At 48.3% G+C, this 9,713-nt stretch carries 7 protein-coding genes; 5 read left to right on the plus strand and 2 right to left on the minus strand.

What is annotated here, in order from left to right; all coding sequences use genetic code 11:
- Positions 1–305 precede the first annotated feature (305 nt).
- Positions 306–3,050: a putative LPS assembly protein LptD gene (locus tag C5S62_RS04420; RefSeq protein WP_371411182.1), complete on the plus strand. Its 2,745-nt coding sequence runs from the start codon at positions 306–308 to the stop codon at positions 3,048–3,050.
- A 249-nt stretch (positions 3,051–3,299) separates the two neighbouring features.
- Entirely contained in the window at positions 3,300–3,989 is a 690-nt protein-coding gene (locus tag C5S62_RS04425; RefSeq protein ID WP_172486222.1) for a BACON domain-containing protein, read from the plus strand.
- Positions 3,990–4,183: 194 nt separating this feature from the next.
- Here the strand turns inward: C5S62_RS04425 and C5S62_RS04430 are convergent, their stop codons facing one another.
- Together C5S62_RS04430 and C5S62_RS04435 are read right to left on the minus strand one after the other, a co-directional pair.
- Positions 4,184–5,209 carry an alpha/beta hydrolase gene (locus C5S62_RS04430; RefSeq protein ID WP_104404231.1) on the minus strand — a complete coding sequence of 342 codons (1,026 nt, stop codon included), beginning with the start codon at positions 5,207–5,209 and terminating at the stop codon, positions 4,184–4,186.
- Between the two features lie 31 nt (positions 5,210–5,240).
- Complete coding sequence (locus tag C5S62_RS04435) at positions 5,241–5,816, minus strand: DapH/DapD/GlmU-related protein (RefSeq protein WP_104404232.1); 576 nt, start codon at positions 5,814–5,816, stop codon at positions 5,241–5,243.
- 465 nt (positions 5,817–6,281) lie between these two features.
- Between C5S62_RS04435 and C5S62_RS04440 the strand changes: the two genes are divergently transcribed.
- From C5S62_RS04440 to C5S62_RS04450, 3 genes are read left to right on the plus strand one after another with little or no spacing between them, the layout of a single operon-like run.
- Positions 6,282–6,986 carry a DNA alkylation repair protein gene (locus tag C5S62_RS04440; protein WP_104404233.1) on the plus strand — a complete coding sequence of 235 codons (705 nt, stop codon included), beginning with the start codon at positions 6,282–6,284 and terminating at the stop codon, positions 6,984–6,986.
- Between the two features lie 49 nt (positions 6,987–7,035).
- Positions 7,036–8,181 carry a beta-L-arabinofuranosidase domain-containing protein gene (locus C5S62_RS04445; RefSeq protein WP_104404234.1) on the plus strand — a complete coding sequence of 382 codons (1,146 nt, stop codon included), beginning with the start codon at positions 7,036–7,038 and terminating at the stop codon, positions 8,179–8,181.
- 49 nt (positions 8,182–8,230) lie between these two features.
- Positions 8,231–9,559, plus strand: a complete 1,329-nt coding sequence (locus tag C5S62_RS04450; RefSeq protein ID WP_104404235.1) for an MATE family efflux transporter — start codon at positions 8,231–8,233, stop codon at positions 9,557–9,559.
- Positions 9,560–9,713 lie beyond the last annotated feature (154 nt).

Genomic DNA, 9,713 nt, shown 5'->3' on the forward strand with positions numbered 1-9,713 from the left:
TATTACAAAGATAATACATTTTCCGGCCGAAAGCAAATAGTGTTAAAATCCCCGTTCCCTTGTTTCGGAGTATCATATTTGAACATACTTTGCCGGTTTCTCCACGCTTTCCAATGCTTCTCATACAAGCAAAAGAACAGAGACAATAATAAAACTTTTAACTTTTAACGCTTAACTCTTAACAGATAAGTTAGTAACTTTGCACACTGTTAAAAAAGAAAGATTTCAAAAAAAGTTTGAAAACTACGATATTGTTCCTATTTTCGGTAATAGCAGCTTTGTGCTTTGCCACATCGCCAGCCGTAATGGGCCACGCAACTGTAGAGACAGTGGCAGTGGCCGATTCCTTATTACCCGACTCCACAATTACTGTAACCCCAAAGGACAGCACGCCTCAAAGGAGTGTCACGGACGGTCGGCTTCGCCCCGACACCCTGTCCGTTCCCTCCCTCACAACCGACACAACCGCCACCGACAGCACCCGGAAACGCAAGCCGGGACTTGACGCTCCGGTGGAATATCAAAGTCAGGATTCTCTGGTCTACGACGCTGAGAGCGGGCTGGCCTTTCTTTACGGCGATGCCAAAGTCAACTATATAGACATGGAACTTGACGCCGCCAAAATAACCATGGCGCTCGACAGCAACATGGTTCATGCCGAAGGCGCCCGCGACACGTCAGGGACACTACAAGGCCAGCCGGTCTACAAACAGGGAGCGGACCTGTACGACAGCGAAAAGATGTCGTTCAACTTCAAAACCAAAAAGGGATTCATCACCAACGTTGCCACCACACAAGGCAACGGCTTCCTGCAAAGTCAGCGTTCCAAACGGACGGATGACGGCACACTTTATCTCGAACACGCGAAATACACCACCTGCGATGCCGAACATCCCCACTTTTACCTTGCGCTTTCGCGGGCAAAAGTCAAACCGGGCAAAGAGGCGTTTTTCGGACCGGCCCATCTGGTGGTTGCCGACGTACCACTGCCGCTGGCCATCCCTTACGGCTTTTTTCCTTTCAACAAAAAATATTCCAGCGGCTTCATCATGCCCACCTATGGCGATGAGACCAGCCGCGGCTTCTACCTTCGCGATGGCGGCTACTACTTTGCCCTGAACGACTACATGGATTTCAAGGCCTTGGGCGAAATCTACACAAAAGGCTCATGGGGCCTGAGCGCCGAAACCAATTACCGCAAGCGTTACCGCTATAACGGCAATTTCTTCATCAGTTTCCTGCGTACGGTGGAAGGCGAAAAGAATATGCCCGACTACGCCGTCTCAAAAAGCCTCAAGGTGCAATGGACGCATTCCAAAGACCCTCGTTCCAACCCCAATACGACCTTTTCGGCCCGCGTGAACTTCGCCTCCGAAAATTATGAGCGCTCCAATCTGGAGAGCATGTACAATCCTATTTCCTATACGCAGAGTACGCGTGCCAGTTCGGTAAGTTTTTCACATACCTTCCAGAAAATCGGCATGACAATCTCCGGCTCCGGCAACCTTTCACAAAACATGCACGACTCTACGCTGGCTGTGACCCTGCCCGACTTAAGCATCTCCGTCAACCGCTTCTATCCCTTCCGCCGCAAGCGCATGGCCGGCAAGGAACGGTGGTATGAGAAAATATCCATGTCCTACACCGGACAGATTTCCAACAGCATCACCACCAAAGAAGACCAGCTGTTCAAGTCGAACCTCATAAAAGACTGGCGCAACGGCATGCAGCACCGCGTGCCCGTTGACGCTACTTTCCAGTTGTTCAAATACATCAACATCTCCCCCAACTTCGAATTCCGCGACATCATGTACACCAATCGCGTGAAACGCTCATGGGACGAACACACCCAAAAGGAGGTGTCCGACACCACTTACGGCTTCTACAACCTCTACGACTGGCGGCTCGGCATTTCGGCCAATACCACGCTATATGGCTTTTACAAACCATGGAAAAAACTCTTCGGAGACAAAATCGAGGCCATTCGCCACGTACTCAAGCCCAACATATCCTTTAGCTATGCGCCCGACTTCACTGCCGAACGTTTCGGCTATACGGACAGTTACGTACGCACCGATGAAAACGGTGAAGTGACAACGGTCAACTATTCGCCCTACTCGGGGGCACTTTACGGCTATCCTTCGGGAACAAAGCAGGGCATGGTCTCAATGTCGCTTTCCAATAACCTGGAAATGAAAGTGAAGAGCGACCGTGACAGCACGGGTACGAAAAAAATAAGCCTTATCGACGAGCTGTCGGGCACGCTCTCCTACAATCTGGCTGCCAAAACACATCCGTGGAGCAACCTCAGCACCCGTTTGCGCCTCAAACTCAGCAAAAGCTACACCTTCTCCATGGCGGCCGTATTCGCTACCTATGCCTATGCTTTCGATAATAACGGCCGCGTAGTGACATCCGACCGCACGGAATGGAGCTATGGCCGTTTCGGCCGCTTCCAAGGCATGTCTCAAAACTTATCCTACACCTTCAACAACCAAACGCTCACAAAACTTTTCAGCAGAAAAAAAAGAAAAGACAATAGCGACAATAGCAACACGAACAGCGACAATATTGAGGCCGATACGGAAGATGCCAACATCGACCCTAGCCTGAAAGCCTCGCAAAGGGGAGGAACGAAAACACAGAAGGCGAAAGTGGACGATGACGGTTATCTGGCGTTCTCCATCCCTTGGTCGCTCACCCTGTCCTACGGCATAACCATGGCCGAAGACCGCTCAAAGGATATCAACGTGCGCCGCATGCGCTATCCTTATTCCTTCAACCAGACACTCAACTTCTCCGGCTTCATACGCATTGCGGAAGGCTGGAACATCACGTTCTCCTCTGGCTATGACTTCGATTTTCACCGGCTCTCCATGACCACGGCCTCCGTTTCGCGTGACCTTCACTGTTTCGAAATGTCATGCTCAGTCGTGTTACGTCCCTATACATCTTTCAACTTCTCTTTCCGCGCACGCGCCAGCGAGCTGGCCGACGCTCTCAAATGGGATAAGCGCAGTTCCTACAGTTCCAATATTGAATGGTATTGAGAAAGACATCACATTTTAAAATAAAATACGCCATCTTATGCAATATTTCTCATTTCCGCTGTTTATGCAATAAATACGGAATGCACCAGATAGCGTCCGGGCATTCAATACAAAACAACCTGCCATTTACATATTAAGTAACCAAAGAAACATAATATTAACCGTTAGCCGCCGCAACACTCCGGCTTCCAGCAATGAAAGCGAGGAATGACGCCCACTGGCCGACTACAAAAATTATCATTACGCGACATGAAAAAAACACTTTTCTCCCTGCTTGCATCCCTGACCCTATTAGTAGCCTCATGCAACAACGACCCTTATGAAGTACACCAATCATTCTTCTTTCCCCAAAAGCCGGAAGGTATGATTACATACGCCGACCAGACCATGGATACCATCCGCCTTTATTCTCTGGACACTTGGACGGCAAGCACCTCCCAATCCTGGTGTTCCGTGTCACCGGATAAATATCAGATACGTAACGACTCCCTCGTACTTAACACACTTATGACCATCACCAACGAGGTCAATACTAGCGGAGCACGCCGTGTGGGCTACATTCAGGTAAAAACTTTCACCGATCTGGGCATGCGTGTTGTGCAAAACGGATGGCTTAATATCAGTAGTCCCGAACCAATGTACAGCACTACTCCGGAAGACAACATGGACAACCTTCCGGCCAATAAAGTTTATTTCCTTCTCAACGCGCAGGCCAAGACAGACACCGCCATTGTTTTCACCGTTTATCAGGACAATGCCACTCTCTCGTCTTCCGAAACATGGGCCGTTCCTGAAACCACTACTTTTTCAGCAGGTCGCCACAATGTACGGATAAGTCTTGAGCCGAATCCCACCACATCCTCTCGAACGGCTACACTGACACTGACATCGGCCGGTGTAAACACACCGATCAGTATCATACAATCTGCAAAAGAATAAAAACGTTCAGCCTACAACACCCAAACAAACGGAAGGGTTATTACTGTACTCCATAAGACAGTAATGACCCTTCCGCCGTTTTTTAGCAGTCCTCTCCAAACTCAAACTACCAAACTTTCAAAATCTGTGATATAAAGCTATCTTCACAAAAAACAATATGAGGGATAGTAACCACATTTTCATCATCTCAACTGTTATTTTAGATTCTTCTTGAAGAAATCCACTATTATGTCAAATGGAATGACTGCTAAATTGTCGTAAAGATCTGTATGGTTTGCATTAGGAATAATCATCAGTTCCTTATTATCGCCTTTCAACTTCTTGAAGGTATCCTCACTGAAATAACGGGAGTGAGCTTTCTCACCATGAATAAGCAACACGGCACTGCGGACTTCATCGGCATAAGCGAGTATGGGAGCATTGACGAACGCGAGGGATGAGGTTTTATTCCAACCCAGACCGGAATTGATGGAACGGGGATGATAGCCTCGTCTAGTTTTATAATAGTCATAATAATCTTTCATAAACTGCGGCGCGTCCTTGGCTGGTTCCGGATTCATAATGGTACGGGAATAAGTACCGTTACGATAATCTTCTGTTCGGTGTGCATTGAACTCCTGACGCATTTTATAGCGTGCCTCATCATTGTCAGCCGTATCAAAATAACCGTTTGATGTACAGCGACTAATATCATACATAGTAGAAGCCACAGTAGCCTTAATACGTGTATCGTTGGCAGCTGCATTGATAGCAAATCCGCCCCAACCACAGATACCGACAATGCCAATACACTCGGCGTCCACGTCAGGATGTGTTGCAAGGTAATCCACCGCCGCTGAAAAGTCTTCGGTATTGATATCCGGCGAAGCCACACTGCGCGGCTGTCCGCCGCTCTCTCCGGTATATGAGGGATCGAAAGCGATAGTTAGGAATCCTCGATCAGCGAGCGTCTGAGCATACAGTCCCGATGACTGCTCCTTTACGGCCCCAAACGGACCGCTGACAGCGATGGCTGGCAATTTGCCGGCAGCATTTTTCGGTACATACATATCAGCCGCCAGCGTTATACCATAACGATTTGTGAATGTTACTTTATTGTGGATTACTTTGTCGCTTTTGGGAAATGTCTTATCCCATTCGGCAGTTAAAGTCAAATTTTCCATATTTATTCCGTCATTCAAATCATTTATTCTTTTGCCAGCTGTTTCTGTGATAATCATAGCACCTATCACAAAGAGTACGGTTAATTTTCTATTCATAATTCGTAACGTTTATATTCCTTAATATTTTAGCAGGTACTCCTGCAACAATAGTATTGGCAGGTACATCTTTCGTCACAACAGCTCCGGCCGCGATGATGGCGTTCTCGCCAACCGTCACTCCCGGCAGAATGATCGCACCTGCACCAATCCATGCCTTACGGCGGATAACGACCAGATCAGTCTGCAACTTATGGCGGATTTCGGGCTGTTCCGGATGACCTTCCGTGAGAATTTTGACTCCCGGTCCGATGAATACGCCGTCTTCGAGCGTGATGCCTCCTTGATCGAGAAACGTGCAACCGAAGTTGATAAACACATTTTTTCCCACACAGGTCATTTTCCCGAAGGCCGTATAGAACGGCGGGAACATACGCACGGAAGCATCCAACGTTTGTCCCCAGATGCGTTCAAGCAGTACCCGCACTTTATCAGGTGTATGGTAACCCATGTTCAACTCGCCAATGAGCCGCCGCGTATTTTCGACCTCTTCGCACAGATGAGGAAAGTCAGAATCCGTTTCCAAAATCCGCTTTTCCCTCCGCATTCTTTCTATTATATTATTCATCTTTTTATTCATTGGTGCAAATTTAGATAGTTCTGTCACGCGGCACGGTACCAGTCTTACGGATGGAAGTACCCCGATTACAGATTTTATTACAAGCGTTTCGATATGGTAATGCCTGTACCACATATCAGGAATCACATTCCTGAGGGTAATGATTTTGCAGACATAGTACTTCATAATTCCGCTTTCCTTTGCATTCCTCGGTCTATTCGTCTATCCTCATTCATTTTGCCTCACAAACGCCTTATCAACAAATATTACGAATACTTTAGTCCCTTCTTATTAGCCTTTTCCAAAGTTTTTATAGTAATTTTGCCTAGATTAAAGGATTTACTGACGGAATGATATTCCATAAAATATTACCCGCCGGTTTTCCATACTGAATGAAATACGACATTTCATTTCAACACCACCTTAGGTTATTGTTTCCATACAGCTGCCACCTTCATCCAACACTCATTAATCATGACTGATATTCCCGCGTTCAAGAAAGCCTTGTCTGCCGAAGCAGATGTACGGCTTATAAAATTTGCTTCAAGTCTTATCCCCGATTTAAAATATCCGATGCTGGGCGTCCGCATACCAGTGTTACGCAACATGGCTAAAAAAATAGCACGTCAGGAAGACTGGCGAGAAGTTTGTACCGAACTCAGCCGAAGCCAAACATACGAAGAACGGATGCTAGCGGGCCTCATACCTGGATACCGGCCGCTAAAAGCGGATGAGCTTCTGCCCGTCCTGCGAGAAATGCTGGTCCCTCTCATCGACAATTGGACAATATGCGACTGCTGCTGTTCCACCTACGTTGCCGTGCGACGCCATCGCGAGGAAGTTTTTGATTTTCTTCTGCATTATGCCCGCTCATCGGCCGTCTATGAACAACGTTTTGCCGCAGTCATGCTAATGGACCATTTTCTGATACCGGAATACTTCAGACAAGTACTTGACGTACTCACATCCATACGCCCCAGCGGCTATTACGCAGAAATGGGGGTAGCCTGGGCATTATCGGTATGCTTTGTGAAGAATCCCGACACGACATACCCCATTATACAAAGCGGGAAAATTCCGGCAACAGTTAAGCGTATGACACTGCGTAAGATTCTGGAATCGCGCCGTACTCCCGACTCTTGGAGAACTGTGGTGCGGCACGATTTAAGAACAGCCTGACGCTGAAGCCCGCACATTCATCCTACTTTCATTATCATCAATAACCTTCATGAACAGACTCATTTTATTCATAACAGCCCTGACGATAGCAGCAGCCCTTCAGGCACAAAAGCTACTGAAAGAACCTTTGACCTATGTACCCGCCGATAGCGTAGTGATATGGGGAGAAGATATCAGTGATTTGCGAGGAACCGCCCTTAAGCTCGATGCCTCACTCACGGAACAACCGCTGGGAGAACCGGGCAACAAGAAAGACTTTGTCCGGAAAATAAAAAAATGGCAAACAGAATATCTCCCTCAAATCAATTTGGCCGGCGGCCTTGGAGAAGAAAACCTGCCGCAAACCGTAGCCACCGCCAACATGACGGGACTCGCCGCAGACTTGCTCCGGCTCACCGCCGACAGCCGTCTGGCCGATGTGATGGAACGCAGTCTGTTCAACCAGCTGCTCAGAGAAGTGGCCCTTCCGGGCGAAATGACCATGGAGAAACACGTGGCAGCACAGGCGCTTATCAACGCCACCGGAAAGATACTGGCTACCGATGAAGAAGGAATATACATAAATCTCTATCTGAACAGTACGGCACACGTCCGCACAAAACAGTTCGATGTAATGCTGGACATACTCACCGCCATGCCTCACGAAGGACGCATCAAGGTACGTCTGTCGGGTTTTCGCGGCAATGCCTTACCGCTCAAACTGCGTCTGCGCCTGCCGGAATGGGCCATGGGAAAAATAACTCCAGCCGACCGTTTTGCTATTTTCCCCGGTGCAGCGGACAAACTTCCCGTATTTCACGTCAACGGCCGCGAACTCCTCACTACAGTCATCGAGAACGGCTATCTTGTCATCGACCGTAAATGGAACAGCGGCGACGAAGTGTTCTTCGACTTGCCTATGCAACCTTTTTTAGTGCGCAAGATGGCTGACGGAAAAGCCCAACGCGGCAAAGTGGCCATACAGCGCGGACCACTGCTCTACGTGGTGCGCGAAGAACACGACGACTGTTATTTGTCCGCCAACACCCTGCCAAAACCGGGGGAGGACTTTAACCGCTGGGGACACATCCTGCTCACCGGACAACTGTTCCGCGACCGGGGGACACCGGCCGACGCTGCCGCTCCCGCTGTTACGATAACGGCCGAACCCTACATGGACAACAAGGGAGATATATGGCTGCGCGAAATGCGCTGATGAGCCATCCTGCAACACACAGTTTATTGCCAAACGATTAGATTTTTTCATGAAAACTTACTCTTACAGCCAGATTTGGCGCATTGCCTATCCTATCCTCATCAGCATGCTGATGGAACAACTCGTAGGCATGACGGACGCTGCCTTTCTGGGCCGCGTAGGCGAAATAGAACTGGGAGCGTCCGCCTTGGGAGGTATTTTCTACATTGCCGTCTTCATGTTGGGACTGGGCTTCAGCATTGGGGCACAAATACTGATAGGACGCCGTAACGGCGAAGGCAACTATCTGAGCATTGGAAACATATTCTATCACAGCGTAGCTTTCCTGTTGATAACGGCAACGGTTCTCTTCATACTGGCCCGCCTGTTCGCACCGATGATCCTCAACGCCATCATCGCCTCACCGGCAGTGGCAACAGCCGCCAACGATTATCTTCACTGGCGCGTACCGGGATTTTTCTTTGCCTTTGTAACGGTCATGTTCAGAGCTTTTTATGTAGGCACTACCAATACCCGTACACTGACGCTCAACTCCATGACCATGGTTTTGTGTAACGTCATTTTCAATTATGTGCTGATTTTCGGCAAACTCGGTCTGCCGGCCTTTGGCATAGCCGGAGCTGCCATGGGATCTACTTTGGCCGAAGGCGTATCATTGTTATTCTTCATCATTTACACACGCCTGCGCATAGACTATCGCAAATATGGCCTTCACCAGCTGCCACACTTCCGTCTGAACCTGTTAGGAAACATCCTGGGTATGAGTTTATGGACTATGTTACAGAACTTTCTTTCTCTGGCCACGTGGTTTCTGTTTTTCCTGTCTGTAGAACATCTTGGCGAGCGTGATCTGGCAGTAACGAACATCATCCGCAACATTTCCTCCTTCAGTTTCATGACTGTCATAGCGCTGGCTTCAACGGCCAGCACGTTGGTGAGCAACCTGATGGGGCAGCGCGAAGTGGAGGCAGTTCCAGGCATGCTGCGCCGTACTGTCTTCATGGGCTACGTCATTCTCACGCCACTTTTACTCTTCGAACTCCTGTTTCCTGAAACGGTACTGGGTATTTTCACCAACGAAACAGCGCTTATTGACGCCGGCCGCGCACCGCTCTATGTTCTAGTGTCGTCCTATCTCATTACAATTCCGGGACAAATTTATTTCCATGCCGTTTCGGGCACAGGCAACACGCGTACTGCTCTTGCTTTCGAACTGGCAGCACTGGCCATCTACACCGTCTTTGTAGTTGTCGTTATATTCCATCTTAAAGCACCTCTTTATGTATGCTGGCTGAGCGAACATATCTATGCTGTTTTTGCATTCCTCTTCACATGGCAATACATGCGACGGGGGAATTGGCGCAACAAGCAAATATGAAATCAACAAAAGAAAAAACGCCACTCTGTTCCCCTTCAAGATTTAACATATTTAACTTTCCGTTACATTCCAGCCTTTCGCTTTTTGAACTCCAATACTTAGAGTTCAAAAAGTCCGTATCGAAATTTTAACACGAATACTTGCATTTTTAATT

The organism is Prevotella sp. MGM2, from assembly GCF_002933955.1.
In the GTDB taxonomy this organism is placed as follows: domain Bacteria; phylum Bacteroidota; class Bacteroidia; order Bacteroidales; family Bacteroidaceae; genus Alloprevotella.